Below are 26,349 nucleotides of genomic sequence, written 5' to 3' on the forward strand. Positions count from 1 at the left end.
CTGCATGATTGTGCAGTGGTTTTTCGGTGCTCGCTCTTGCGCACGGACCTGAGAAGGGGCAATGGACAACGGGACTGCCGACCGAACGCCGGACGCGGCTGCGGATGCGGGTACGGATGCGGACGGAGGGGACAAGGCGCCCTGTGAGCGCACATACATCGATCCGGCCGGGCCGTACGCGGGCGGCCCGTGGCGCAACTACTTCCTGATCCTGCTGGACCGCATCCCCACGCCGATCGCGGTGTGCCGGGCCCACGGCGAGGTCCTGATCGCCAATCCGGCGATGGCCGAGCAGTGGGGCACGGCCCCGGGACAGCTGCGTGGCCGCAACCTGCTGGACCTGTTCGAACCCCGCGCGATGGCCCAGCTCGACCGGCTCACCGAGGCCCTGCGCCTGGGACGCCGTTCCCGCTATCCGGTCGAGGTGCGCTGGCGCGCCGGGACGGACGGGGCCGAGCGGGAAGGGGAGCTGACCATCGACCCGGTGGGTGACCCCTCGGTGAACCCGCCCGCGCTGCTGGCGCTGCTGCGGGTGCGTGACAGCGCCCCGCAGCCGGCAGCGCGCGGTGCGGCGAGCCCGGTGGAGGCCCGGATCCTGGCGCTGGCCGCGGGCGGCGCGACCACGGCGTCGATCGGTACGGCACTGGGGCTGACGGTCGACGGGGTGAACTACCACCTCACCCGGCTGGCCCGTCGCTGGCGGGTGCAGGGTCGTACCGCGCTGGTCGCCAGGGCGTATGTGCTGGGCGTGCTCTCCCCGGACAGCTGGCCCCCGGCCCCCGCCTGACCGGGCCGCAGTCTGTGCGGGCCCGGCACTCCGCCAGCACACCTGTGCGGATAACCTCCCTGGTGTGGAGGAGAACGCAGCCGCGCCGTTCGAGCGCGGAACGGACGGCCCGAAGGTCATCGTCGTCGGCATCGACGGCTCCGACTCGTCGTGGCGTGCCGCCTCGTACGCGGCGGGCCTGGCCAGGCGCCAGTCCTCGAAGCTGGTGCTGGTCTACGTCCAGCCGGTGCTGCCGGCCGGCGCCGCGATGGGTGCCCCGGTCGCGGATGCGACCGACGAGGTCGCCGAGGAGCTGATGGCCGAGATCCGCAAGGCGACCGAGCGGCTGGCGGGGATATACAGCCTGCGCTGGGAGTTCCACACCCTGCGCGGCGACCCGTACAACGGCATGGTGCAGATGGCCGACGAGCTCAAGGCCGACGCCGTGGTGGTCGGCGCCTCGGAGCAGGCCGGGCACCGCATCATGGGCTCGGTCGCGGTGCGCCTGGTCAAGGCCGGGCGCTGGCCGGTCACCGTCGTCCCCTGAGCCGGACGCCGGCCGGTCACCGTCGGCCCCTGAGCCGGACGCCGGCCGGGTCACCGTCGGCCCCTGAGCCGGGCGCCCCCAGGGCCCGCCCCGACGCTCCGCTGGTGGGGCGGGCCGCCCTGAGGCACGGTGGACAGTGCACGGGCGGAGCGCCGCCCCGGCGAGGGAGACCACCGTGACCGACCGCACGTATCGCGTGACCGAGATCGTCGGTACGTCCCAGGAGAGCGTGGACGCCGCGATCGAGAATGGCATCAAGCGCGCCTCGCAGACCCTGCGCAACCTCGACTGGTTCGAGATCAGCCAGGTACGCGGGCATATCGTCGACGGCGAGATCGACCATTACCAAGTCGGCCTGAAGGTCGGATTCCGGCTTGAGGACGCCGATTGACTCCTCTCCCGTGTACGTCTCCCGGCGAGTCCCGGCAGTACTAGGGAGTCGCCTTCCCTCCTCGCCCCCGAGGGTCCATGATGATCCGCCGTCGGACCACGACGGAGCGTACGGAGGAATGACGTATGGGTCTGCGCGCGGGACAGGGCATTTTGCGCCGTAAACCGATCGAACACATTGAAGAAGCGGAAGGCACCGCGAGCGAACAGCTCACCCGTGCGCTCGGCCTGTGGCAGCTGACGGCCATCGGCGTGGGCGGCATCATCGGCGCGGGAATCTTCACGCTGGCCGGCACCGTCGCGAACGGGAAGGCCGGACCCGCGGTCCTGATCTCCTTCCTCATCGCGGGCATCGCGAGCGCTGCGGCCGCGTTCTCGTACGCGGAATTCGCCGGCCTGATCCCGAAGGCGGGCTCGGCCTACACCTACGGTTACGCGGTCCTCGGCGAGGTGGCGGGCTGGTTCATCGGCTGGGACCTGCTGCTGGAGTACACCGCGATCGTGGCGGTGGTCGCGATCGGCATCTCCGGCTACTTCGGCTTCCTGCTCGGCGAAATGGGCCTCGATCTGCCCGCCTGGATGCTGGGCGCGCCGGGAACGGGGCCGGGACACCAGGTGGACCTCTTCGCCGCGGTGCTCTGCCTCCTGATCGCCTATCTGCTGACCCTGGGCATCAAGAACGCCGCACGCTTCGAGACGATCGTGGTGGCCCTGAAGGTCCTGGTGGTCATCGTGGTGATCGCGGTCGGCTTCTTCCACATCAAGACCGCGAACTACACGCCGTTCTTCCCGTTCGGCGTGAGCGGGGCCTTCACCGGCGCGGCCACCGTCTTCTTCGCGGTCTTCGGCTATGACGCGATGAGCACCGCGGCCGAGGAGTCCAAGGACGCCCAGCGCCATATGCCCAAGGCGATCATGTATTCGCTGGCCATCTCGATGGTGCTGTACGTCCTGGCCTGCCTGGTCCTGACGGGTATGCAGAACTACAAGCAGATCGACCCGGAGAGCGGCTTCTCCACGGCGTTCAAGTCGGTGGGCCTGAGCGGTCTGGCGGATGTCATCGCGGTCGGCGCGATCATCGGCATCCTGACCGTCATGTTCACCTTCATGCTCGGCGTGACCCGGGTGTGGTTCTCGATGAGCCGGGACGGACTGCTGCCGAAGTGGTTCGCCAAGACCAGCCCCAAGCACCATGTGCCGACCCGGGTGACCTGGATCGTCGGCTTCGCCTCCGCGGCCATCGCGGGCTTCCTCCCGATCGGCGAGGCCGCCGAGCTGACCAATATCGGCATCCTGCTCGCGTTCGTGGTGGTCTGCATCGCGGTGATCGTGCTCCGCTACAAGCGTCCCGAACTGCCGCGGACGTTCCGTACACCGGGGATGCCGGTGGTGCCGGCCATCGGGGTGTGCTTCTCGATCTGGCTGATCACGTTCCTGGAATGGCAGACCTGGGTGCGGTTCGTGGTCTGGTTCCTGATCGGCATGGTCATCTACTTCACCTACTCCTACCGCCGCTCGAACCTGGCACGGGCGGAGCGGGCCAGCGCCGGCGGCGGGAGCGGGGGCGGGACGAGCGGCGGAGCGCGGCCGTGAGCCGCGGTCACTGACCGCGCAACGGTGAAGCACGCAGCGGTGAAGCACGCGGCGGTGAACCGCGGGGACCGGCGGACGACATCCCGCCGGCCCCCGCCTGCCCTCGGTATCAGAAGACGAACGGCCCCGGGGACTGCGGAGACGTGGCGTTGCAGGTGGCCGTGATGCCGAAGACCACGACCTTCAAAGAGGTGGCCTCCAGGCTGTCGCCCGCGGCGACCGTGCCGGTGAGGGGGCCGGTGGAGACCTCACTGCCGGCCGGGATCGCCGGATTGGAGCTGCCGGTGAACTCCGTGCTCTGGGAACCGTTCTTGGTGAGGGTCAGCGTGGAGCTGACCGAGTTCGCGCCGACGTCTATCGGTGAGGTGATCGCCGACGTGGAAAGACTGATGGTCGCGGCCGTACCGTCCTGGGTCGCGGTGAGCGTCGCCGTGCCGGACCCGAAGCTTCCGCAGTCGAACGAAACGGTGGCGGTATCGGGGGTGACTGCCGAGGCGGCCGGCGCCATCGCGAGCGTGCCCGCGGCGGCGACGGCAACGAGGAGTGCCGTACCGAATCTGTACGTGCCTGATCCGAGGTGTCTCATGGGGGTACCGCCTTCTTGAGGGGGGTGCAGGCCCATGGCCCCGGCCGTCGGGGGGACGCGCGGGAACGGCCGGCAGCCACGCGGGAGCCCGCGGTCGGACCCCCGTGCCGACCACCGTCCAGATCTGACGGATGGTCAGCGACCTGAATCGCTGACCATTGAGGCACGCCCCCCTGAAGAGAGCAAGGCAGCCGCCCCATGATTTTTGACATGCCTACACCAAAACAAGCCATGGCCCGCACCCGGCGGGCCATGGCATCGAGTCCCTGGTCCCGCAACGAGTGAACGCCTCCCATGAGCGGATCGTGAGCCGAACATGAGCGATGCGGCTCATTCTCATGGTGTGCCGATCGCAGCGGCAATCCGTGCGTGCTGCGTAACCGGCAGCCCCCTTGAGGCTGCCGGCGACACACCCCACCGCCCGCCACTCCCCTCCCGTGGCGGGCGGCACGGGGTTCTTGGCCCGGTGTGAACTGCGAGATCCGCCACCGGCGACCGGGAGGCCCGCTCAGTCAGAGGTCAGGCCGCCGTACGGCACGGTGATCAGTTCCATGGCGTGCCCGGCCGGGTCCATGAAATACACGCCGCAGCCGCCGTCATTGTGGTTGATCGCGCCGGGATGCTGCCGCTGCGGGTCGGCGTAGTGCTCGATGCCGCGCTGCGTGATCCGCGCGTATGCCGCACCGAACTCCGCCTGCGAGACGAGGAAGGCGTAGTGCTGCGGTGTGATGCTTTCCGCGGGGACCGTGGCGAAGTCCAGCGTGACGCCGTTGCTCAGGCCGACGGCGATGAAGGGACCCCACTCCGCGGTGATCTCAATATCCAGCAGGTCCACGAAGAACTCGGCGGACTCCCGGTTGTTCCGGGCGTGGATGATCGTGTGGTTCAACTCAACTGACAAGGAATGCCTCCAGAGGCATCTCCCGGACACCTCCATGCCTCACCCAGCCGGTGACCGGCACGCGATGTCGCTGCGCATCCTAGCCGTTCGCCGAGTTCCGCACCCGCGTCCGCCCCCAACCCTCGGACGCCCGGCGCCGGGAATCGCGCAGGGAGCCTGGACCCTGCAGTCGCCACAACCCACGCACGGATCCACCAGCCGAAGCCACATCCAGTCACCCAGCCCCCCATGGACACGTGGGCACCCTCACCGCCACCGCACGCCGTCTCAACGGACTCCGGTCACGCCCCGTCAGGCACTTCAGACATGTCAGGCACGTCAGGCACCTCCAGAAGTGTGGTGAGTTCACCCAGAACTTGGGCCGCCGGCGCCGGGTCGATCAGCCACTTCAGATGGCTGCTGTCGAGGGTGCGGACGTCGTACGGGTTCTTTGGCGTCAGCTCGTTGCCCTCGCGGATCAGCCGGTCCTGTAGGGCGAGCGGCATACTCGCATCGCGGGTCAGGCGGACAAAGGTCTTGGGTATACGGCCCCAGGTAGCGGCCTGCGCCCGGTCGGCGGAGGTACCGACGTCCAGGTTCTCGTCGGGCTGGAAGGTGTTCAGGAAGGTCAGGAACTCCTCGTCGGTGCTGTCGGCGAGGAAAGCCGCCTTGAGCGCCCCGAGGACGTCCGCGTCCGCGGTGCGGAAGTTGGTGCGGAGCAGGCCGAGTTCAGCCGGGTTGCCGGCCATCGCGGGGGCCAGGGAAGCGACGTCGACCGTGGCCATCTCCGGCTCGGCGTAGTAGTCGCCGGCGTCGAGCTCGACCGGGCACCAAGCCGAGACGTAAACGATGCGGTCGATCAGGTCCGGCCGTGCGTTGGCCGCGACCGTGGCCGTCATGCCGCCGCGGCTGTGCGAAACAAGGATCACGGGGCCGTTCCGCTTGGCCCGTTCGAGGATCCCGATCAGGTGCGCGGCGTTGTCGGCGAGCGTCACACCCTTGATCGAGCCGGGCTCGCTGGCGAGCCCTTCGAGGTCCTGCGGTGCCTGATAAGCACGCGAGTAGGACGCCCCGAATCCGTGGCCGGGCAGATCGACGGCGACCGAACGGTGCCCGAGGAGGCCGAGTTCGGCCTGGAGCGGTGCGAAGGAGAAGGAGTTCGCGAAGGCTCCGTGAACCAGTACGAACGTCGGCTGCAGCTGTCTACTCACTTCTATTACTCACTTTCTGGCCTCCGCGGCGTCGGCGGCACGCGTGGCGCCGGTCCCGGCACCACGCGCCACCTTGCGGCCGAGGAACGAACCGTCGTCACGCGGCGCGCATCGATCCCGCCACAGGGACATCTTCGTGCGCGACGCTTGCCACGCGGTCAGGCTCGGAATCTTGAGGACGGCGTACGGACAGTCGTCCGGTGCCGGATACCCGGTGACCGGTCAACCAGTGAGCGGTGGCCAGTCTCCGATGGCCCACACTATCCAGCGGTAGATCATCCGCACTACCGGTACAAGTCCTTCCGCTTGCGCACCGCGCCACCCCAGTGGCACCGCGGACAAGCGCGCCTCGGATATGAAGCCGTGCCTGCGCGGCGCCCGCGCCGGCGGGGTGGGGTGCTCGTGCCGCCTGCCGTTCAGGCTTTGAACGAGTGCAGGTGGGCCGCGGCGAGGGTTTGCTCCGCGTCGTATGCCTCGAAGGTGCTCATGCGCTGGAAACCGAGGCGGGCGGCGAGCTTGAGTGAACGCTCGTTGGCAGTCTGGGTCACTACCAGGACCGGCTGGTCAGGCAGCTCGTCCGCGGCGGCGCGCAACGCTGCCGTGGCAGCCTCGAACGCCAGCCCCGCGCCCCAAGCCTTGCGTCGTAGCAGGTAGGTCAGTTCCAGTTCCCCTCCCTCCTCGGTGACGTGCCCAGGAAGATCGGCGGAGCGTCGGTCGAGCGTGAGCGTCCCGAAGAGCCGGTCGGTCATCTTGTCGGCGATGACATACGTGCCGGGCTTGTTGGTGATGCTCGTGGTACCGATCCCATCGAGATGCTGTTCGACAGCGCTGCGGGGCCTCGGGCCGCCGAGATATAGCCGGATCTGTGGATCGGTCTGAAGTTCGACGATCCCGTGGCGGTCGGTGTCGCGTGCTTTGCGCAGCCGGAGTCGATCCGAGGTGATCTCCGTGACGGACAGCGTGAGTGACGGGTTCATGGGATCCATCCTGACCGAGGACCTGCCGTTCAGCCACGGCACTCCCCGATTCCCGTTCCCTTCAGGCCGATACGGTTCAAAGGTGGCGCCTGCGGCAGCCATGGCACAGCCGGAATTGCGATACGCGAATCACCGGCTCGTCCCGCACCGGCCCCGCGGAGCTCTGGCGACTTCAGCTCGCCAGGACATTCCTCGCTGAACTTGCCGATTCTGACGGAGAATTGGCGGCGGTCCGTGGCGTGTGAGGCAGGCGGACGGGGACGGATTGACACCGGTGGCACGCCGACGCCGGCAGCCGGTTCGCCCAGTCCGCGGAACCATTCGCCCACGGCATCAGGCCACCGGAGGTCACACGGCGACTACGGGTGAGCCGGAATCCGGCGCTCCAGCGGCACAAGGCGTGGTGAGAGGGAGGCGGTTCGGCCGTGCCGGCTTCCGGCTGCTGCGGAGGCGAGTCCTTCTGACTCCGTGAGTACCGGCTCATTGCGCCGGTTGCAAGATCATCAAGTTTTCGGGGTGGGGGAAGGGAACGAAGCCGGCCTTGGAGTAGACCTCGTGGGCGTCGAGGGTGGACAGCAGGACGCGCTGGAGCCTGTAGGGCGCCAGGTGGTCGCGAACAGCCTCGGCCATCCACGTTCCGAGACCTTTGCCGCGATGCGCCGGAACGACGTAGACGTCGCAAAGCCAGGCGAAGGTTGCCCAGTCAGTAACGACACGCGCATAAGCGACCTGAGAGCCGGCGGCGTCGCACGCACGGCGAGGTGTTTCCCCTCGGTCCTCCGGTGCGCCGCCGGGCCGCCGTACGGCGCCTCCTAAGTCCGAGGCCGCCCCGCAGCAGGCGCCAGGCGTGCCGGAGTCGGCGCCGCGGACCCTCTTGACGCGGACCTGACCGGTGCCAAGAATGAGCGCGTTCTGACAACGTTGTCGACGCAGGGGTCGCAGGTGGCTTCCGCTCATCCCGCGAGGCCGCCGTGACCCGGTCCCGGAGGTCTGGAACCATGCCATGGCTCAGTCGCACCCGGCTGCGCGCCGCAGGGGCGGTGCTGGCGGCCGCGCTCATCGGGGGCGCGCTCGCGGCCCCCGCCGCGCAGGCCGAGCCGCCCGGTGGCCCGCTCACCGGCCTGGTCAACCCGTTCATCGGCAGCCGGAACGACGGCAATACCTACCCGGGTGCGGCCGTCCCGTTCGGGATGGTCCAGCTGTCCCCGGACACCGGGCATGACACCGGCTACAGCTACGACGACGACCACATCCGGGGCTTCAGTTCGGTGCACCTCTCCGGCGTCGGCTGCGGACTCGGCGGAGATCTGCCGGTGCTGCCCACCACCGGCGAGATCACCGAGACCGACTATGCGAAGTACGCGGCCGGCTACGACCATGACGACGAGTCGGCCCGGCCTGGCTACTACCGCGTCGGCCTGACGTCCTACGGCGGGATCACCGCCGAACTGACCGCCACCGCCCGCACCGGCCGGCAGCGCTACACCTTCCCGGCCACCGACAAGGCGAATGTGCTGCTCAACGCGGGCCAGTCGCTGCACAAGACGGTCTCGACGCGGGTCGAGGTGCTGGATTCCCGCACCATCCGGACCGCCCTCACCGGCCGCGGCTTCTGCCAGGACACCAAGCCGTACACCGTCTACACCATCACCCGCTTCGACCGTCCTTTCGCGTCGTACGGGACCTGGGACGGCGACAAGGTGACGGCCGGCTCCAAGGGCTCCACCGCGACCGGCCGGCACGGCGCCTATGCCCGGTTCGACACCCGCAAGGACCGGACCGTCGAGGCGACCACGGCCCTCAGCTATGTGGACGCGGCGGGCGCGGCAGCCAATCTGCGGGCGGAGGGCGGCGGTTGTTTCGACCGCACGAGGGCGGCGGCCGACGCCGCATGGGAGCGGCGACTGGGGCTGGTACGGGCCCGGGGCGGTGACACGACGCTGCGCCGCACCTTCTACTCCGCCCTCTACCGGTCCTTCCTCGCGCCGAACATCGGCAGTGATGTGGACGGCCGCTATACGGGCTGGGACCAGCGGACCCATCGCGCCAAGGGGTTCACGTACTACCAGAACTGGTCGCTGTGGGACACCTACCGCACCCAGGCGCAGTTGCTGACGCTGCTGGCGCCACAGGAGTCCCGCGATATGGCGCTGTCGGTCCTGCGGATCGGCAAGGAGAGCGGCTGGCTGCCCAAGTGGGGCTACGGAACGGTCGAGACGAACATCATGACCGGCGATCCGGTCACGCCGTTCCTCACCAACGCCTACCAGCAGGGGCTGCTCGGGGGCCATGAGGAGGAGGCGTACGCGGCGCTGAAGAAGAATGCCGACGGGGTGCCGCCTGCCGGTTCGCCGGCCGTCGGGCGGGAGGCCAACGCGCAGTACCTGAAGGACGGTTTCGCCCCGTACCTCAAGGGCCGTCCGCACACCAAGCCCGGTGACTCGGACTTCGACCACGGCGCCTCGGCCACCCTCGAATACGCCCTGTCGGACGCGATGCTGGCGCAGATGGCGCGCGATCTGGGACACGGCGAGGACGCGGACCGTTATGCGGCCCGCGCCCAGAACTACCGGGAGATCTTTGACGGTTCGACCGGTTTCTTCCGGGCCCGTGACGCGAAGGGCATCTTCACCGGGCCCGCCGATCCGGCCAAGAGCGAGGGCTTTCACGAGGGCACGTCCTGGCAGTACCAGTGGCTGGTGCCGCAGGACCTTCCGGGGATGGTGCGGCTGATCGGCGGCAAGGAGAAGGCCGAGGAGCGACTGGACGCGTTCTTCGCCTACCGGAAGCTGCTGCGGGATCCGGCGAAGACGGCCCGGGAGGTGTGGGTCAACGGCCCGTACGACTACTACAACGCGGACAAGTACAACCCGCAGAACGAGCCCGACCTCATCGCGCCGTACACCTATCTCTCCACCGGCCACCCCTGGAAGACCACGGACGTGGTGCATGCGGCGCTGACGTTGTTCACCGACACCCCCACCGGTATGACAGGGAACGACGATCTGGGGACGATGTCGGCGTGGATGGTGCTCTCCTCGATCGGGGTGTTCCCGGTGCAGCCGGGCACCGACACCTGGGGACTGAGCACCCCCGTCTTCGACCGGGTGGAGCTGACGCTGGACCGGCGCCACTACCCGGCCGGGCACTTCACCGTCACCGCGCCCGGCACGTCCGACACCCGCCGTTATGTGCAGTCGGTGCGTCTGGACGGCACCGGCCACGACCGGACGTACCTCACCACCGAGGAGCTGCGATCGGGCCGTGAACTGGCCTTCGCCGTGGGCACGGAGCCATCCGGCTGGGGCACCGGCGACCGTGCCGCGCCGCCGCCGGTGGGCACGTCCTCAGCCGCGCAGCAGCAGCCCGGTCGCCAACGCTGAGATCACCACGGCGGAGAGCAGGGCGGTGGCCACCCGCCCCCGTGGGCCGGTGAGCGCCCTGCCCAGGACGGTCCCGCCGGCGGCCAGGCACAGTTGCCAGCTGAGAGAGGCAAGGGTCACCGCCGCCACGAAGGCGGTGGGGCCGGCGACGCCGGATCCGGGGGCCCCGGGGGCGCCCGCACCCCCGGCGAGCACCAGCGCAGAGAAGTAGAGGACCGCCCAGGGGTTGAGCAACGTCAGCCCCAGGAAGGCGAGATAGGCCCGGGCGGGGCGTCGCAGGACGTCCCGCTCCGGGCCGTGGTACGTGCGGCGGTGGCGCAGTGCCTGGACGGCGGTCCGTAACGCCGTGCCGAGCAGGAAGAGGGTGGCGAGCACGCGCAGTGGGCCCGCGATCGGCGCGACGGCACGGGAGAGGGCGGCGCCGCCGGCCACCGCGGCCAGCGCGTAGAGGCCGTCGGCGGTCGCCACCCCGAGCGCCGCCGAGGCGCCGACCCGGAAGGAGGTCCGGGCGGTCACGCTCACCAGCAGCACGGCCAGCGCGCCGACGGGGACGGCCAGGGCGTAGCCCGCCCACAGTCCCGGCAGAAAGGCATCGGTCAGGATCTCGGTCATGCCGTCCAGCGTCGGGCGCGGCAACCGTACGGGTCCATCGCAAGTTTCCGCAGGGAATCGTGTGGCGTCTCCACACGGTTGTCCCTACGCTGCGCGCATGATCGATCCCAGGCTCCAGACCCTGCGCGTCCTGCACACCCAGGGCACCGTCACCGCGACCGCCGCGGCGCTGCATCTGACGCCGTCGACGGTCTCCCAGCAACTGCGCCAGCTCTCGGCCCGGCTCGGGCTGGAAATCCTGGAGCCGGACGGCCGCAAGGTGCGCCTGACGCCGGCGGCGTTGGCACTGGTCGAGCACGCCGATGCGCTGTTCCTGCGCTGGGAGGAGGCCCGGGCGGATCTCGCGGAGTACGCGGACGGGGTGGCGGGGCGGCTGCGGATCACGGGCGTGGCGACGGCGATCACGGGGGTGATCGCGCCGGCGGCGGCGCGGCTGCGCGAGGAGCTGCCGCGGCTGGCGGTGGAGATCGGGGAGGATCCGGACGTGAACCGGTTCGAACTGCTGCTGGCCGGGCGGGCGGACATCGCCGTGGTGATCGTGGCGGAGGGCGCCCCGGCACCTGACGATGCGCGGTTCGTCCAGCGGCCGGTCCTGGCGGAGCCGCAGGATCTGCTGGTGCCGGCCGGGCACCGGTTCGCCGGGCGCGCGGCACGGGGCGTGGCACTGGCCGAGGCGGGCGGGGAGAGCTGGATCCGCGCCGGTGATCCGGCCGATCAGCACCGGCTGCTGCTGACCGCCTGCGCCTCGGCGGGCTTCACCCCTCGGGTGCGCCATCACGCGGTCGACTGGTCCGCGATCGCGGCGCTGGTCGCGCACGGCTTCGGGATCTGTCTGGTGCCGCGGCTGGCGCCGGTGCCGGAGCGGTGCCCGGTCGTCAGGGTGCCGCTGCGCGGGGAGCCCCTTCCCGTACGGCGGTTCGTGGCTGCCGTCCGTCGCGGGAGCGAGCGGCAGCCCGCGGTCGCCCGCGGGCTGGCGGCGCTGCGCGGGGCCGCGGGCGACCGGGAGGCGAAGGGGGTGTGAGAAAAGGCGGGTGCGGACGTCAGTCCTGCAGGGCCTGCCAGAACTCGTCGAAGGACATCCGGCCGTCGCTGTCGGTGTCCTTGGACCTGATGACCGCCTCGGCGACCGGGCCGGTGACGAACGGGTCGCCCATCTCGGCCATCGCGTGCTTGAACTCCTCCGGTGTGACCTGGCCGTCGCCGTCCGCGTCGAACCGGGCGAACGCCGCCCTGGCCTTCTCGATGTCTGCCATGAGAGGTGCCCCCTTCGTGGTGCTGCGCAGTGCTGCGCGGTGCTGTTGCCTGCTGATCTGACCTGCGTACATTAGCGGACCGTCAAGAGGCGTCCGGCCGCGCCCTCCGCCGGGCCAGGTAGAGCGCGGTACGGCTCTTCGGTTCCGCCGCGACCTCGGCCGGGGTTCCGGCCGCCACGATCCGGCCCCCGTCCGCGCCGCCGCCGGGGCCGAGGTCGATGACATGGTCGGCGCCCGCGACCACCCCCATGTCGTGCTCGACGACCACGACGGTGTGCCCGGCGTCGACCAGGCCGTGCAGCTGGCGCAGCAGCACCTCGGTGTCGGCGGGGTGCAGCCCGGTGGTGGGCTCGTCGAGGAGGTAGAGGGTGTGGCCGCGGCGGGTGCGCTGGAGTTCGGAGGCGAGCTTGATGCGCTGCGCCTCGCCGCCGGACAGCTCGGTGGCGGGCTGGCCGAGCCGCAGATACCCCAGGCCCACGTCCTGGAGGGTGCGCAGGCTGCGGGCCGCCGCGGGGAGATCGGCCAGGAAGCCGGCGGCGGCGTCGACGGTCATCGCCAGGACGTCGGCGACGGTCCGGTCCCGGTAGGTGATCTCCAGGGTTTCGGGGCGGTAGCGGGCGCCGTGGCAGTCGGTGCAAGGGGCGTACGTACCGGGCAGGAAGAGGAGTTCGACGGCGACGAAGCCTTCGCCCTGGCAGGTCTCGCAGCGGCCGCCGGCGACGTTGAAGGAGAACCGTCCGGGCGTGTAGCCGCGGGCGCGGGCCTCGTCGGTGGCGGCGAAGACCTTGCGCACCGCGTCGAAGAGCCCGGTGTAGGTGGCGAGGTTGGAGCGCGGGGTCCGGCCGATCGGCTTCTGGTCGACGCGGACCAGCCGGTCGATCGTCTCCAGGCCCTCGGCCGCGGTGAGCCGGGCGCGGGCCATCGGTCCGGCGGAGTCAGCGTCGGCGGCGTCCTGCTGCTCCTCGCCCGCACCGAGGTGGTCCCGTACGGCCTCCGCGAGCACGCGGGTGACCAGCGTCGATTTACCCGATCCCGAGACGCCGGTGACGGCGGTGAAGACGCCGAGCGGGAAGGTCGCGTCCAGACCGCGCAGATTGTGCAGGGTGACGCCGCGCAGCGTGAGGGTGCCCGAGGGGCTGCGCACCCTGCGTGCGTCGGGTGGTGCGGGCTCGAAGAGGAACCGGCGGGTGGCGGAGGCGGGGGCGTCCGCGAGGGCGGCGACGGGGCCGCTGTGCAGGACCTGCCCGCCGTGTTCCCCGGCGTGCGGGCCCACGTCCACGATCCAGTCGGCGCGGCGCACCACGTCCATGTCGTGCTCGACGACGAACAGCGAGTTGCCCGCTTCCTTCAGCCGGCCCAGGACCGTGAGCAGGGACTCCGTGTCCGCGGGGTGCAGGCCGGCGGACGGCTCGTCCAGGACGTAGACGACGCCGAAGAGACCGGAGCGCAGCTGGGTGGCCAGCCGCAGCCGCTGGAGTTCGCCGGCCGACAGGGTGGGCGCCGGCCGGTCCATGCTCAGGTACCCCAGGCCGAGTTCGGTGAGGACGTCGATACGGGCCACCAGGTCGCGGGCCAGCACCGGTGCCACCTCGTCGTCGGCCCGCCCGGCGGTGGGCCGCAGCAGCTGGGCGAGGGCGCTCAGCGGCCGGCCCGCGAGGGTGGCGATGTCGTGGCCCTCGAAGGTGACGGCCAGCGCCTGTGGGCGCAGCCGCCGCCCGTGGCACACCGGGCAGGGCTCGGCGACCATGAATCCCTGGACGCGCCTGCGCAGGGTCTCGCTCTTGGAGTCGGCGAAGGTGTGCAGCACATAGCGCTTGGCGCTCATGTACTGGCCCTTGTAGGGGCGTTGGATCCGGCCCACGTCGCGGACCGGGTGCACGGTGACGACGGGCTGTTCGTCGGTGAACAGGATCCAGTCCCGGTCGGCCTGCGGCAGCTCGCGCCAGGGCCGGCCGGTGTCGTATCCGAGGGCGTCGAGGATGTCGCGGAGGTTCTTGCCCTGCCAGGCCCCGGGCCAGGCGGCGATGGCGCCCTCGCGGAGGGTGAGCGAGGGGTCGGGGACGAGGGAGTCCTCGGTGACGCGGTGGACGGTGCCCAGGCCGTGGCACTCCGGGCAGGCACCGGCCGCGGTGTTGGGCGAGAAGGCGTCGGAATCGAGCCGTTCCGCCACCCCCTCCGGGTAGTCGCCGGCGCGGGAGAAGAGCATGCGCAGGGTGTTGGAGAGGGTGGTGACGGTGCCTACCGAGGAGCGGGAGGTGGGCGCGGAGCGGCGCTGTTCCAGGGCGACGGCGGGCGGCAGTCCGGTGATGTCCTCGACCTTGGGCGCACCGACCTGGTGGATCAGCCGCCGGGCGTAGGGGGCCACGGACTCGAAGTAGCGGCGTTGCGCCTCGGCGTAGAGGGTGCCGAAGGCGAGGGAGGACTTGCCCGATCCGGACACCCCGGTGAACGCGACCAGCGCGTCCCTCGGGATGTCCACATCGACGGAGCGGAGATTGTGCTCACGGGCGCCGCGCACCCGTACGTACGAGTCAGCCATACCTCCATGATCGGGCACGGCCGCAGGTGCGCGGTCAGCCGGCCGCCGTGGCGGCGGCGATCCGCTCGCGCGCCTCCTCCCAGGGCAGTGGAGTGGCGACGACCGCGCGCAGCGCCCGGACCTGGCGGGGCGGGAGCCCGGCCATGAGCACGCCGACGGCGCTGCCGTCCCGGCCGTAGAGCGCGAGGGCTCGGCGCGCCGCCCGGTCCAGGACGGTGGTCTCGACCCGGTCGGCGCCCGCCGTCAGCCCGTACGCCTGGATCTTGACGGCGTACTGGTCGGACCAGAAGTACGGCACGGGGGCGAACGGGCGGCGCTCCGGGGCGGGGCCTTCGGGACCAGCGGGGGCGGGGTCCTCGGTCCCTGCGGGGACGGGCGCCTCCGCGGCGAGTTCGGCGAGGAGGTTGCGGGCCGCGGCCATGCCCTGTTCGGTGGCGTTCATCCGGTGCTCGAAGCGCAGCGGGCGGCCGTGGACCGGATGGTCCCAGCGGGCCACGTCGCCCGCCGCGTAGATGCCGGGGGCGGCGGCGCAGTACGCATCGCAGCGCAGCCCGTCGCTGGTGTCCAGGGCCGGGTCGTCCAGCCACTCGACGGCGGGCCGGGAGCCGATCGCCAGCAGCACGAGGTCCGCGGGCAGCCGGCGGCCTCCCTCTCCCGCTCCCCCGGCGGCTGCGCCCCCGCTGCCGGGGAGGCCCCCACTGGCCACGCCCTCACTGGCGGGGGTACCCGCATCGGCCAGTCGTACGGCGGTGACCCGCGGGTCGCCGGCACCAGGCAGGCCGTTGGCCCCGGCCGGGTCCGCGGGCGCCGTCTCGAAGCCGTCCACCGCTCCGGTGAGCAGCCGGACGCCGCGGGCGCGGTGCTCCTCGGCGAGCAGTTCGCCGAAGTCGGTTCCGACGGCGGCGGCCATCGGTGTCGCCTCGATGCCGACGAGGGTGACCTCGTGCCCCAACTCCCGGGCCACCGCGGCAGCTTCACAACCCAGGACGCCGTTTCCGACGATCACCAGGCGAAGGCCGCCTCCCCCTCCCCCGGCGGCTACGCCCTCACTGCCGGGGGCACCCCCACTGGCTACGCCCTCACCGGCGGGGGCACCCCCATTGGCCAGCCGGCTTCGCAGGGCCAGCGCGTCGTCGAGGGTGCGCAGGGTGTGCACGCCGGCGATGCGGTCGGCGCCGGGCAGGGTACGGGCCGAGACGCCGGTCGCGATGATCACGCCCGCGCAGGCGAGTTCCGCGCCGTCGTCGAGGGTGAGGGTACGGGTGGCCACGTCGAGGCCGGTGGCGCGGGTGCCGAGCCGCAGGTCCAGGTCGAGCGGGGCGAGCTGGTCCGTGGTGCGCAGCAGCAGCTTCTCCGGCGCCCATGCGCCGTGCAGCAGCTGTTTGGACAACGGCGGCCGGTCATACGGGAGATGGGGTTCGTCGCCGATGAGGGTGAGCGGGCCGCGCCAGCCGGAGCGGCGCAGCGTCTCGGCCGCCGCGAGACCGGCCGCCGAGGCGCCGACGACGGCGATCGGCAGGCCGGTCATGCGTGCACCTCGATCACGGCGGCGGGGCAGATGGCGGCCGCCTCGTGCACCGCGTCGTGCTGTGCGGCAGGCGGTGCGGCGTCGAGCAGCACGACCACGCCGTCCTCGTCGCGCTGGTCGAAGACCTCGGGGGCGATCAGCACGCACTGGCCGGCGGCGCAGCACTTGTCGGCGTCGAGGGTGATCTTCATGTCGGTGGACTCCATTGCTGTGAGGTGGCGTGGGGAAAACGGCCGGGACGCCCCAGGAGTGCCCGGCGGCGCGCCGGTGTCGGGGGACGGGCGGAAAGCCGCATCCGTGGAATCAGCCCCAAGGGCCGTCAGCCGAGGGACGAGCCGTACCTCCCGCCGGCCACCCGGCGGATCTCCTCCAGCGGGTACGGGGCCTGTCTGCTCTCCTTCTGCACCTTGCGGAAGAACTCCGCCATCACCGCGGCGAGCGGCGCATGCCGGGTGATGAGTTCCGCGGCCACGGCCGGGATCCCCGAGGGAGGCTCGCCGGCGGCGCAGGCGCGCACCCACGCGTCGCGGTCGTCCCTGCCGTACCCGTACAGAGCGGTGACCAGCCAGCGCACCAGGTACGTGACGGTGTAGCAGCGGTCGTAGGTCCGGTGCCGGTCGAAGAAGGCGGCCTCGTCCCGTGCCAGCTCGAACCGGGAGGAGATCGCGAGGCCGTAGTCCGTGAAGAAGAGGCGCCGTCCGTCGGTCAGGATGTTCTCGAAGTGGGCGTCGAAGTGCAGGAGTCCGCGCGCGTTCATGAACGAGGTGCCGGCTTCCAGCTCCCGCTCCACCATGGCGCATGCCCGGCCGGCGGCCTCGTCACCGGATCCGAGCTGCCCGCCCATCCAGTCGTGCAGGTTCTGCGGGATGTACTCCATGAACAGCGCAACGGTCGCCGAGGATCCCTGAAGCCCTTCGATACGGCTGCGGACCTCCGGTCCGCCGCCCCAGTAGGCGACGGCCCGTTCCACGTCCGCCAGTTCCCCGGCAAGCGGCGTCACCGTGTCCGGCAACACCCGCCAGTGATACATCAGGGGGAAGCCCTCGAACTCCCCCGCCAGCACCCAGTTCGTCGTCATGGTGTGCGCGGCCAGCTCCCGCCAGGCCCCGAAGCCCGGGCTGCCGATGCCGTACTGGAGGAAGGGCGGCACGCCGAACACATTTGCCGTGGACCGGATGTTCTCCGGCTGCCTCTCCCGATCGGTGAGGGGCACCTGTTTCACGAAGACCGGGGTTCCGGCGACGTCCAGCAGCGCCGACCTTCCACCGATGCCGGAGCCGAGCGGCGCGGCCGCGTCCACGAGCTCACGCAGTCCGCGATCACTGCACAGGGCCAGGGAGGTGGAGACGGCGCTGTGAGCCGCCAGCCGTGCGCGGCGGGACCTGTCGTGACCTTCCACTCGTACCTCCAGCCTGGTTCGCTTCCCACAGGACACGGTCGCCGCCCCGGCCCAGCCAGGGGGAGCCCTCCGGCGGTCTAGGCGACCTCGATGCCGTACTCCTGCACCAGCGCTTCCAGGCCGCCGGGGAAGCCCTTGCCGCCGATCACGAAGTCCCAGTCGCCCCCTGCCCGTTGACGGAACGAGCCGAGGACCAGAGCGGTCTCCCCGCGCCGCCCGTCCGAGACCTCCAACCGCCCCAGCTCCTCCCCCGACGCGTCCAGCAGCCGGATCCGGGCGTCGGTGAAACCGGAGAGATCGGCGTCGGGGTTGACCTGGGGGTCGATCGCCGCGACCAGGACCAGCCGGTCGGCGGCCGGCGGCAGCGCCTCGAACCGCACCTGCATCGCGGCCCGGTCGGGGGCGAAGCCGGGCAGCATCCGGACCGAACCATCCGGACTGCGCGGGTTGTTGTAGAACACGAAGTGATCGTCGCTGAGCACGTCGGCCCCCTTGCACACCAGGGCACAGACATCGAGGGCGACCTCGCCGGACCAGTTCATCCCGAGGATGTTGTGGTCCGCCGCCTCGTCGGCGGCGGACGGGCCGGACGGGGCGTCCCCGCCGAGCCGTCCGCGCAGCCCGTAACGGCCGAGCAGGTCGACGAGTTCGGGGCCGGCTATGAGGCTGAGCGGTTTGCCGTTGGCGAAGGTGTGGGCGCCGGGACCGAACCGGGAGGTGGTCACCAGCACCCCCTTGTTGGCACCTTCGGACTGGACGGTGCCGTACAGGTCGCGGACGGCGGTCGGCGGGACGGTGTTGCGGTAGCGCTTGACCTGCACGACGATCTTGCCGCCGCGGATCGGGTCGGGGTCCAGCGCATCCACATCGACCCCGCCGTCGCCGGACCGCTGAGTGGTCACGGCCTGCATGCCCATGGCGCGGAACAGCTCGGCGATCAGGTTCTCGAAGGCGATCGGATCCATCTCGTACAGATCCGGTTCGCTCTCCGTGCCGTGCGAGACGACCCCGCCGCCCACGTCTGCGGGCAGGCGCACCGGGCGCACCGCGGTCCGCTGGTCGGGGCGGGCGGCGAGCTGCCCGCGCAGCCCGTCGGTCAGGCACTCCACCGCGCTGACCTGCTCCAGGCGGAAGGTGTCGAAGGAGCTGCGGGGAGCCATGACGGTCGCGAGATACACCTGGGCCGGGCGGCCGGTCACCGGGTCCACATCGTCCACGAAACCGTTCAGCGCCACCGAGTCCAGTGTGCCGTAACCGTCGGCGGCGAAGAGGTCGCGCAGCACCAGCAGCACGCTCTGGGCCAGCACTTCGCGGTAGAGCGCCCGTCGCTGCGCGGCCGGCCGGGCGGTCTCCTTCTCCTGGTCGGCGGTGGGCATATAGCGGACGGACTTGGTCTCCGGGACGATGTCGTAGCCCGGGAGTTCCCAGTCCAGGACGAGCTGACGGGCCGTCGGATCGTAGGCCGCCGCGACCTGCCGGGGAAAGCCTTCCGGCCAGGCCGTGGAGGAGTACAGCGCGGCGGAGAAGTACTCGACGGCCGCGTCCGCGTCGCCGCCGCGCAGGCCCGACAGCAACTCCTCGATGCCCAAGTTGTGCTGCCGGATCCCGTCCAGGGCGCCCGCGGCCCACTGGTCGTACTGCTGCCGGTAGGAGGCGAGTTGGGCCTGTCGCCGGCTCTCCGCGGCCTGCGCCGTGTACCAGTCCTGCTCGTAGCGGGCGCGAGCCTCTTCCTGGGCACGGTCGCGGCGGGCGCCGAGGTGCCAGCCGCCCGTCGGCGCGTGATAGCGGGCCGGGTCGGGCATCGGTACCGGCGCGGCCAGGGCGCCGGGGGCGAACTCCTCGATCCGCTCGGGACGCAACAGCGCTGCGGCGGAGAAGGCGGGGGCGCGGCAGCCGTCGGCGAGCAGGCCGGTCAGGGCGGTGACGCGGGCGTCCAGTTCCTCGGTCCGCCGGCGGGCGTCGGCCTCGCGTTGCTGCCGGTAGGCCGTCTGCCGCTCACGATGCATCCGCGCCATGGCGCGTTCGGCGTCCCGTGCCTGCCGTTCCTGGTCGCGCTGCTGCTGTGCTCGCGCGCGGCGCTGGGCTTCCTGCTGGCGCTGCTGCTGGCGCTGCGCCTCGGCCCAGACGGCCATTAATCCATGGGAACGGCGGCTCATATCGCTGTGTGTCCTCCCCCCGGGGCGGGCTGCCCCCGGAACCCTGTGGAAGCGGTTTCACCTGCGTTGTTGGGTAAGACTTTAGCGGGGGAGCGAGAGGCTGGTCACGACCGGGACGAAGATTCGGCCCCCTTCGTGCGGTGCCCGCCGACGCCGTCTCCGCAACCGTTCCGGAACGGCTCCGGAACCGCGCCGGGGGGCCGCCCGGCGCTGTCACGGCGGAGGCGCCGTTGGGGAAGGGCGGGCCACATGACGTCTTCGCGACAGCTGGTGCACGAAGCACATCGAGGGCACTCACGGGTCACCCACGGCGGGTCCGTAAAGTGTGGGTCATGTCGGCGGAATCCCCTCTTGTACAGAGCATGCGAGCGGCCGTTGCAGCGGCGCCCGATGACGTGCCGCTGCGGCTGCACCTGGCCGAGTTGCTGCTGACCGCTGGGCACGGTGATGCCGCAGTGGAGGAGGTCTCCGTGGCGTTGCAGCACGCGCCTGCTGATGTCCAGGCCCGCGAGTTGATGGTTCGGGCCCTGACAGACGCTCCGGCAACCATGCCCGGTGAAGCCGCGCTGCCCGCGTCGCCGCAGGCCCCGCCCGCCCCCGCCGTCGTGCCACCACCTGCGCAGGTGCCAAAGCAGCCTCCGGCCGCTGCAGCCAAACCACCGCAGGACCCCGCGGCCGGGCACGCTCCGGCGCCCGCCCGCGCCTCGGGCCCGCGCTTCGACTGGAACGCCGCCGAGGATCAGGTCGGCGATGTCGTGCCGCCCCGGTTCGTGGAGGCGCCGCTGGCCGTCGACGGCGGCGCCCCTGAGGAGGCCGCCGCCTGGGACGTGGAACGGCCGGGCGCCCTCCGCCTCGCCGATGTGGGCGGCATGCAGGAGGTCAAGGAGCGGCTGGAGGCCGCCTTTCTGGCACCGTTGCGCAATCCGGAGCTGCGCCGCCTGTACGGCAAGAGTCTGCGCGGCGGGCTCCTGCTGTACGGGCCGCCCGGCTGCGGCAAGACCTTCATCGCGCGGGCCGTCGCCGGTGAACTCGGGGCGAACTTCCTGTCCGTGTCGGTCAACGATGTGCTGGACATGTGGATCGGCAACTCCGAGCGCAATATGCACGAGCTCTTCCAGACCGCCCGCCGCCAGGCCCCGTGCGTGGTCTTCCTGGACGAGATGGACGCGCTCGGCGGAAAGCGCAGCCGCACCCAGAGCGCGGGGATGCGCAACACCGTCAACCAGTTGCTGACCGAACTGGACGGCGTCGAGGCGGAGGCGAACGAGGGCGTGTTCGTGCTCGCTGCCACCAATGTGCCCTGGGACGTGGACATCGCCCTGCGCCGCCCCGGCCGGCTGGACCGGACCTTGCTGGTGCTGCCACCGGACGCACCGGCCCGGGAGGCGATTCTCCGCTACCACCTGCGGGATCGGCCCATCGAGAACGTCGACCTCGGCAAGCTCGTCAAAGCCACCGACGGCCTGTCCGGCGCCGACCTGGCCCATGTGTGCGAGGCCGCGGCCGAACACGCACTGCTGGACTCGGCCCGCACCGGGACCGTACGCCTGATCGGGATGAAGGACCTGCTGGCCGCGGCGGGACAGATCAAGCCCTCGACCCAGTCGTGGTTCGCGGCCGCCCGCAACGTGGCGATGTACGCCAACGACGGCGGCATGTACGACGACCTGGTGGCCTACCTGAAGAAGAAGCGGAAACTGTGACCGAACCGAACACGGCCGCGGAGCAGGCCCAGGCCCTCATCGACTTCGAACGCTTCGACCAGGCCCGGGACCTGCTGTCGCAGCACCTGGCCGAAGATCCCGGCGATATCCGCGCCTGGGTACGGATCGGCTACTGCCACGTGAACATGGGGCAGCGGGAGCAGGCACTAGAGGCGGCTGACGAGGCTCTCCAACTTGCCCCCGAGGACGTCGGCGCACTCCTCCTGCGTGCCCAGGCGATGGTCAACGGGCCCGGCAGCTCATGGCTCGAGGTCGAGCCCGTACTGCGCGAAGCGGTCCGCGTCGCGCCTGATCACTGGTTCGGCTATGCGATGCTCGCCGACGCCGTATGGCGCGACTCGGTCGGCCGTTACGCCCGGGAGGCCGGCACCAGGGACCTGCAGGGCCATGACCTCAGCGGCGTGTTGCGCGAGGCGGCCGACCTGGCCGCGGAGGCGCTGCGCCTGGGTCCGGAGGAGATCTACGCCCACGAAGTCGCCCGGAACATCGCCGGCATCTCGCTCAACACCACCCTCGCCGACCAGCTCGACCACGCCATCCTCCGCCTCGATCCCACCCACGCCGAGGCCCTGGCCCGGCAGACCCAGAAGGCCGCCAACGCCCCCGGCGTCAAGGCCGCCAGGGCCGCCGACCTCTACGCCACCGGGCTCGCCGCCGCACCGGACTCCGCCGAAATGCAACGCGGCCTGGACCAGGCCACGTACCGCATGCTGCGCGGGGTACGGTGGCTCGCCCTGCTCTGCGTCGCCTTCGCCGGGTCGGGGATGGACCTGTTCGCCGTCGCGGGCAAGGCGCAGCGGGAATTGCCACTGCCGCTCGGCCAACGCCTGTGGTACCTCGTGGTGGCGACCGCCATCTGGCTCGTCGGCGCCCTGCTGCGCTACCGGCGGCGGCGCGCCGGCGTCCAGCTCAACGTGCGGTCACTGATACGCCGCCGCCGGTGGCCCCGCATAGTGCTGGCCCAGGCGGCCTGGGCCATGCTGTGTGCCCTGGTGATCGCCGAAGTCCCCTGGACGGACCGGCCGTTGCCGCAGGTGCTTTTCTGGGCAGGTCTCACCCCGACATTCGCCACGATCTGGTTCGACCGGAAGAAGACCCGGTGAAGAAGGGCCCGAGCCGGGACCCCGCTATCGCGGCCAGGGCCTCGCGGTCACCCGCCCGCCTCCCGGTCTCCGGCCTCCGTCTTGGGGACGCTTCACCTCCGTGGACGGCACCACCCGCCGTAACAGCACCCACCAACTCGTCCGGCACCAGCCGCTCCACCAGATCAACCGTGAACTGCTCAACGGTCGTCGGCCCCAGCAGAATCGACACTTTAGACTCGACGGACACCATGCCGGATCACAGCTGAAAAAGGAGATGAAATGAATCGGCCTCCCTTCGCCTCCCTGTCCGCCGCACTTGCGGCGCTCGGGACGGTGCTGGGCTTTCTCGCAGTCCAGTTGCGTACGGACGGATACGAGCAGTACGTCGAGTCCGTGGCCACCGCCAGCGTCGTGATGTGGACGACCGCCTTGCTGACGGTCGTGACATGGTCCCGCTGGCGCCAGGGGAAATCGAGCTGAGCTCCCCACACGCCGACGGGTGCCGGGGCATCAACCCCGGCGCCCGTGGCCCGCGGCACAGCCGCGAAGTGCGCCACACACACGCGTAGTTCCCCGTACAGCCGCCGTTCGCGGCGTGCGCAGGAGCCGCCACCTGGCAGCAATACCCCAGCGCCGCAGCAACACAAGACCACAGCGCCTTCAGCAAGCACGTCCGTCGCGAAGGGATACCGCCGTCATGGACGATCTCCTGCACTTCCGGGCCGCCGGGGTCAGCCTGGTGCTGGATGTGTCCGGTGCCGGTCTGCCGCGCGTCGTGCACTGGGGCGCCGGCCTCGGTGCGCTCGCACCGGGCCGTCTCACCGAGCTGCGGTGCGGGGCTGGTGCGGCTGCACGCCGCCGTCACCAACACCGGCGGCGGCCCGTACCACCTCACCGAGCTCACACCCGCCCTTCCGGTGCCCGCACAAAGCCACCGAGCTTCTGGATCTCACGGGCCGGCATCTGCGCGAACGCGCCCCACAGCGGCATGTGTTCACCGTCGGCACCCATCTGCGTGCGAGCCGGCGGGGGCGCACCGGCGGCGATGCGACGCTGCTGCAGACCGCCGGGGAGGCGGGCTTCGGATTCCGGTGCCGATGCAGGCGCTGCTGGACGACGGGGACGAGGTGCTGGTCCCGGCCCCGGACTATCCGCTGTGGACGGCGTCGGTCTCGCTCTCCGGCGGCACGGCCGTGCACTACCGCTGTGACGAGCAGGCCGACTGGATGCCGGACCTCGCCGACATCGAGCGCAAGGTCACCGACCGCACCAAGGCCATCGTCGTCATCAACCCCAACAACCCCACGGGCGCGGTGTACGACGACGAGCTGCTGCGAGGCACGCGGTCGCCACGGCCCTCGGCGGCCGCCAGTCGATCAACGAACTGGTGCTGCCCGGCGGCCGGCTGCTGGAGCAGCGCGACACGGCGTACGAGCTGCTGACGCAGATCCCCGGCGTCAGCTGCGTCAAGCCGAAGGGCGCGCTGTACGCCTTCCCCCGGCTGGATCCCAAGGTCTACAAGGTCAAGGACGACCGGCGGATGGTGCTCGACCTGCTGCGCGCCGAGAAGATCATGATCGTGCACGGCACCGACTTCAACTGGCCGGAGCCGGATCACTTCCGCCTGGTCACGCTGCCCAGCAAGGACGATCTGACGGACGCCGTCACCCGGATCGGCTCCTTCCACGACGGTTACGGACAGTGCTGAGCCGGAGGAGGACCCGAGTAACACCTTGGTCGCGCCGTGCCCCATCCCCAAGTGGCGAAGTGGACCTCTCCGCAGGCGTACAAGACCGCGACACGCGGGCAGCATGGTCCAACCACGGCTGCGGAACACCCACCGGGCTCGGGGGTTGGCTCCACCCGAGTTCCCGACGCCCCGCGGGGGTCGTGGCGCCGGGAGTCTTCTACCTCTGCGCGTCCGCGAGCGGCAGGGCGTCGGAAGTAATCGGATCCGTGCTGGGCTCGGAGCGACGGATGAGACAGAAGCTTGCGACGGCTCCCAGGAGCGCGACACAGGCCCCGACGATGAACGAAGTGCGCATGCCGACGGAGAAGGCGTGATCGGCTGCGGTGCGGAAGGCGCTGCGCAGCTGGGCGGGCACGGTGTCGGCGGTGCCGGCGATGTTGCCCGTGGCCACTTCGGTCGCCAGCGTGCGGAGGTTTTGGTGCGGGCCGACCAACCGGCCGGCGTGGGAGGTCAGATCAGATGTGACGGCGCCGGCCAGGACAGCGCCGATACCGCCGAAGCCGGCAGTCATGCCCACGATGCGCATGGTGGAGTTGATTCCGGAGGCCATCCCCGATCGGGAGGCGGGCACGATGCTGATCGCCACATTGCTCATCTCGCCGTTGATGAGGCCGGTTCCGATCCCACTGATGAGGCCGCCGACGGCGTAGTTGGTCCAGGTGCTGTGCAGTGGTGCGAAGGCAAGGACCGTGGCACCCACGGCGACCAGAGCCTGGCCGAGGCCCAGCAGTGCGCGGGAGGAGATGCGGTGGGCCAGGCGAGCGCCGAGCGGGCCAGCTCCGAAGAGGGGGACGGCAAAGGGCAACATGGCCATGCCGGCCTGCAGGGGGCTGTAGCCGAGAACACCTTGGAAATACAGCGGGGTGTACAGGAACAGCCCCCAGAAGGCGATGGAAAGCACGAGGGGGGCCAGGCTGGCGCCGAGGAACGTGCGGTTGGTGAACAAGCGCAGGTCGATCAGTGGGTAGCGCTGCCGCAGTTCCAACGGGACGAAGACGATGACGAGGAGAGCTGCCGCGGCCAGCGTGACGAGGATGGTCGGGCTGGTCCAACCGATCTGCGGAGCAGTGACGATGGAGTACACGACCAGGAGCACCGCGCCGCTGAAGAGGACCAGGCCCTTGAGGTCCAGACGTGTGGCATGGGGGTCCTTGGACTCCCTGGTGCGCAACAGTCCCAGGATGAGCATGGCGATGCCGAACGGCGCGTTGAGGAGGAAGGCCCATCGCCAGCCACCCAGGTTGACTGCAAGGCCTCCGATGAAGGGGCCCAGGGAGGCTCCCAATCCGGAGGCGACGCCGAAGACGGCGAAGGCGTGGACCCGGCGTGGACCAGTGAACTCCTGGACGAGCAGGGCGAGCGAGGAACTGAACATCCCAGCAGCGCCGAGACCTTGCGCAACGCGCCCGACATTGAGCCAGATGACGGCCGGTGCCAGGCCGGCCAGGACAGAGGCTGCCGTGAAGATGGCCAGTCCTGACAGGAAGACCTTTCGGCGGCCGAACAGGTCGGCCAGTCCGCCGCCTGCCATCAGCAAGGCGGCAAACGCCATGGTGTAGCCGTTGATCACCCACTGCTGGTCGCTGAAGCTGACGGAGAAGTCACGGTGGATGTCGCGGAGGGCGACCGAGGCGACCGTGTAGTCCAAGGGCAGCAGGAACGTGGTCACACTGCTGGCGATCAGCGTGGCGGCCGCATAGCTGAGGCGAAATTTCGAGGTCATGCAATTCCTAGGTCGGTTGCAACACTTGAGGTGTGGCGATAAGCGTCTGAGAACGACGGCCCCCAGGGAGTCCTTGCGAGTTTTACATGCAGTGAGACTGCTCGTCGTCAGATGCCTTACGGATTCCCTCCGTGATACCGGGGGGAATTTCCATCATCTAGATCTTGGCAGGTTCTCGCGCAGGATCTCCAGCCGCTATCGGACCAGCACATCCACGTCAGGGGCCCGGTGGGTGATCGGTTTCGTC

21 protein-coding genes and 3 pseudogenes are annotated in these 26,349 nt (G+C 70.6%); 11 read left to right on the forward strand and 13 right to left on the reverse strand.

Annotated elements, in window-relative coordinates; genetic code table 11:
* Nucleotides 1-61 precede the first annotated feature (61 nt).
* The 4 genes from ACGFR7_RS25025 (at nt 62) to ACGFR7_RS25040 (ending at nt 3,296) form a co-directional block, all read left to right on the forward strand.
* On the forward strand, nt 62-787 hold the full coding sequence (locus tag ACGFR7_RS25025) for a PAS domain-containing protein (protein WP_393323312.1): 726 nt from the start codon (nt 62-64) through the stop codon (nt 785-787).
* Between the two features lie 64 nt (nt 788-851).
* Nucleotides 852-1,313: a universal stress protein gene (locus ACGFR7_RS25030; RefSeq protein WP_393323314.1), complete on the forward strand. Its 462-nt coding sequence runs from the start codon at nt 852-854 to the stop codon at nt 1,311-1,313.
* A gap of 175 nt (nt 1,314-1,488) precedes the next feature.
* The gene (locus tag ACGFR7_RS25035; RefSeq protein WP_350255780.1) at nt 1,489-1,704 is read left to right on the forward strand and encodes a dodecin; all 216 of its coding nucleotides are present in this window, start codon (nt 1,489-1,491) and stop codon (nt 1,702-1,704) included.
* A gap of 125 nt (nt 1,705-1,829) precedes the next feature.
* Nucleotides 1,830-3,296, forward strand: coding sequence for an amino acid permease (locus tag ACGFR7_RS25040; RefSeq protein ID WP_393323317.1), 1,467 nt, complete (start codon nt 1,830-1,832; stop codon nt 3,294-3,296).
* A 109-nt stretch (nt 3,297-3,405) separates the two neighbouring features.
* On the opposite strand, the gene ACGFR7_RS25045 is transcribed toward ACGFR7_RS25040, so the two are convergent.
* The 5 genes and pseudogenes from ACGFR7_RS25045 to ACGFR7_RS25065 all read right to left on the reverse strand — a co-directional run.
* The gene (locus tag ACGFR7_RS25045; protein ID WP_393323320.1) at nt 3,406-3,882 is read right to left on the reverse strand and encodes a hypothetical protein; all 477 of its coding nucleotides are present in this window, start codon (nt 3,880-3,882) and stop codon (nt 3,406-3,408) included.
* Between the two features lie 508 nt (nt 3,883-4,390).
* The gene (locus ACGFR7_RS25050) at nt 4,391-4,783 is read right to left on the reverse strand and encodes a VOC family protein (protein WP_393323323.1); all 393 of its coding nucleotides are present in this window, start codon (nt 4,781-4,783) and stop codon (nt 4,391-4,393) included.
* 281 nt (nt 4,784-5,064) lie between these two features.
* Nucleotides 5,065-5,973: an alpha/beta hydrolase gene (locus ACGFR7_RS25055; protein ID WP_393323326.1), complete on the reverse strand. Its 909-nt coding sequence runs from the start codon at nt 5,971-5,973 to the stop codon at nt 5,065-5,067.
* A 416-nt stretch (nt 5,974-6,389) separates the two neighbouring features.
* Nucleotides 6,390-6,950 (reverse strand): GNAT family N-acetyltransferase, encoded by a 561-nt coding sequence (locus ACGFR7_RS25060; RefSeq protein ID WP_393323328.1) that lies wholly within the window; start codon nt 6,948-6,950, stop codon nt 6,390-6,392.
* A gap of 480 nt (nt 6,951-7,430) precedes the next feature.
* Nucleotides 7,431-7,688 (reverse strand): annotated as a pseudogene (locus ACGFR7_RS25065) (GNAT family N-acetyltransferase); the annotation flags it as partial.
* Between the two features lie 260 nt (nt 7,689-7,948).
* On the opposite strand from ACGFR7_RS25065, the gene ACGFR7_RS25070 reads away from it, so the two are divergent.
* On the forward strand, nt 7,949-10,333 hold the full coding sequence (locus tag ACGFR7_RS25070) for a GH92 family glycosyl hydrolase (protein ID WP_393323331.1): 2,385 nt from the start codon (nt 7,949-7,951) through the stop codon (nt 10,331-10,333).
* Here ACGFR7_RS25070 and ACGFR7_RS25075 read toward each other — a convergent pair.
* Nucleotides 10,298-10,945: a LysE family transporter gene (locus tag ACGFR7_RS25075; protein WP_393323334.1), complete on the reverse strand. Its 648-nt coding sequence runs from the start codon at nt 10,943-10,945 to the stop codon at nt 10,298-10,300. The two genes, ACGFR7_RS25070 and ACGFR7_RS25075, sit on opposite strands and share 36 nt — an antisense overlap.
* Nucleotides 10,946-11,042: 97 nt before the next feature.
* Here ACGFR7_RS25075 and ACGFR7_RS25080 point away from each other — a divergent pair, with 97 nt between their 5' ends.
* Nucleotides 11,043-11,966, forward strand: a complete 924-nt coding sequence (locus ACGFR7_RS25080; protein ID WP_393323337.1) for a LysR family transcriptional regulator — start codon at nt 11,043-11,045, stop codon at nt 11,964-11,966.
* A 19-nt stretch (nt 11,967-11,985) separates the two neighbouring features.
* On the opposite strand, the gene ACGFR7_RS25085 is transcribed toward ACGFR7_RS25080, so the two are convergent.
* The 6 genes from ACGFR7_RS25085 to ACGFR7_RS25110 form a co-directional block, all read right to left on the reverse strand.
* On the reverse strand, nt 11,986-12,198 hold the full coding sequence (locus tag ACGFR7_RS25085; RefSeq protein ID WP_393323339.1) for an EF-hand domain-containing protein: 213 nt from the start codon (nt 12,196-12,198) through the stop codon (nt 11,986-11,988).
* 82 nt (nt 12,199-12,280) lie between these two features.
* Nucleotides 12,281-14,737: an excinuclease ABC subunit UvrA gene (gene uvrA, locus ACGFR7_RS25090; RefSeq protein WP_393323342.1), complete on the reverse strand. Its 2,457-nt coding sequence runs from the start codon at nt 14,735-14,737 to the stop codon at nt 12,281-12,283.
* Nucleotides 14,738-14,771: 34 nt separating this feature from the next.
* Complete coding sequence (locus ACGFR7_RS25095; RefSeq protein ID WP_393323344.1) at nt 14,772-16,265, reverse strand: NAD(P)/FAD-dependent oxidoreductase; 1,494 nt, start codon at nt 16,263-16,265, stop codon at nt 14,772-14,774.
* Nucleotides 16,262-16,456, reverse strand: coding sequence for a ferredoxin (locus tag ACGFR7_RS25100; RefSeq protein WP_152104349.1), 195 nt, complete (start codon nt 16,454-16,456; stop codon nt 16,262-16,264). Before ACGFR7_RS25100 ends, ACGFR7_RS25095 begins: the two co-directional genes overlap by 4 nt.
* A 128-nt stretch (nt 16,457-16,584) precedes the next feature.
* Nucleotides 16,585-17,664: a protein kinase family protein gene (locus ACGFR7_RS25105; protein ID WP_393323346.1), complete on the reverse strand. Its 1,080-nt coding sequence runs from the start codon at nt 17,662-17,664 to the stop codon at nt 16,585-16,587.
* Nucleotides 17,665-17,741: 77 nt separating this feature from the next.
* Nucleotides 17,742-19,796: a restriction endonuclease gene (locus ACGFR7_RS25110; RefSeq protein ID WP_393323348.1), complete on the reverse strand. Its 2,055-nt coding sequence runs from the start codon at nt 19,794-19,796 to the stop codon at nt 17,742-17,744.
* A gap of 356 nt (nt 19,797-20,152) precedes the next feature.
* Here ACGFR7_RS25110 and ACGFR7_RS25115 point away from each other — a divergent pair, with 356 nt between their 5' ends.
* The 5 genes and pseudogenes from ACGFR7_RS25115 to ACGFR7_RS25135 all read left to right on the forward strand — a co-directional run.
* The gene (locus tag ACGFR7_RS25115; RefSeq protein ID WP_393323351.1) at nt 20,153-21,523 is read left to right on the forward strand and encodes an ATP-binding protein; all 1,371 of its coding nucleotides are present in this window, start codon (nt 20,153-20,155) and stop codon (nt 21,521-21,523) included.
* A complete protein-coding gene (locus tag ACGFR7_RS25120; protein ID WP_393323354.1) occupies nt 21,520-22,647 on the forward strand; it encodes a tetratricopeptide repeat protein in 1,128 nt (375 codons plus the stop codon). The genes ACGFR7_RS25115 and ACGFR7_RS25120 overlap by 4 nt, the downstream gene beginning before the upstream one ends.
* A gap of 261 nt (nt 22,648-22,908) precedes the next feature.
* Entirely contained in the window at nt 22,909-23,109 is a 201-nt protein-coding gene (locus ACGFR7_RS25125) for an SCO3870 family protein (protein ID WP_393323357.1), read from the forward strand.
* Nucleotides 23,110-23,592: 483 nt separating this feature from the next.
* Nucleotides 23,593-23,658, forward strand: a pseudogene (locus ACGFR7_RS25130) (hypothetical protein); the annotation flags it as partial.
* Nucleotides 23,659-23,714: 56 nt separating this feature from the next.
* Nucleotides 23,715-24,337, forward strand: a pseudogene (locus ACGFR7_RS25135) (aminotransferase class I/II-fold pyridoxal phosphate-dependent enzyme); the annotation flags it as partial.
* A gap of 199 nt (nt 24,338-24,536) precedes the next feature.
* Here the strand turns inward: ACGFR7_RS25135 and ACGFR7_RS25140 are convergent.
* On the reverse strand, nt 24,537-26,102 hold the full coding sequence (locus ACGFR7_RS25140; RefSeq protein WP_393323359.1) for an MFS transporter: 1,566 nt from the start codon (nt 26,100-26,102) through the stop codon (nt 24,537-24,539).
* Nucleotides 26,103-26,349 lie beyond the last annotated feature (247 nt).

This window comes from Streptomyces sp. NPDC048516 (genome assembly GCF_043199875.1).
GTDB lineage: Bacteria > Actinomycetota > Actinomycetes > Streptomycetales > Streptomycetaceae > Streptomyces.